Origin of the sequence: Pseudomonas sp. UBA3153 (genome assembly GCF_002364635.1) — a bacterium.
GTDB lineage: Bacteria > Pseudomonadota > Gammaproteobacteria > Pseudomonadales > Pseudomonadaceae > Pseudomonas_O > Pseudomonas_O kuykendallii.
On record NZ_DEYR01000040.1, the window covers coordinates 1 to 674 of the forward strand.

Sequence of the window (674 nt, forward strand, 5' to 3'; positions counted from 1 at the left end):
GGCCCACGGCGAAGGCCGCGCGGGAGCAGCGCATCGCGGCCGGCGGCTCCGCGCATGCCAGTGCGCCGGACGTGCGCCGCACCGCCAACCGCTCTCCGGAAAAACGCCTGGCCGCCCAACGCATCGCCGCGGACCTGCTGGTTCGGGTGAAAACCCTCACCGACCTCGGCCTCGGCTACCTCGCGCTGGAGCGCAGTACGCCGACCCTGTCTTCCGGCGAACTGCAGCGCCTGCGCCTGGCCACCCAGCTGACCTCGCACCTGTTCGGCGTGATCTACGTGCTCGACGAACCCTCCGCCGGCCTGCACCCGGCCGATGGCGAAGCGCTGTTCGACGCCCTGCAACAGTTGAAGGAGGCCGGCAACTCGCTGTTCGTGGTCGAGCACGACCTGGAAACCATGCGCCGCGCCGACTGGCTGGTGGACGTCGGCCCGGCGGCCGGCGAACACGGCGGCCAGATCCTCTACAGCGGCCCGCCGGACGGGCTCGCCGACGTCGAAGCGTCGCAGACCCGGCAGTACCTGTTCGAGAGCCGGACGAAGATCGAGCGGACGCCGCGCCAGGCATCGGACTGGCTGCGCCTGGAAGGCGTCACCCGCAACAACCTGCGCGGGCTGGACGTGAGCTTCCCGCTCGGCTGCCTGTGCGCGGTCACCGGGGTGTCCGGCTCGGGC

Annotated in this window: 1 pseudogene; it reads left to right on the forward strand. The window is 71.8% G+C overall.

The window, feature by feature from the left end:
* Positions 1-674, forward strand: a pseudogene (locus B2X67_RS10060) (excinuclease ABC subunit A); the annotation flags it as partial.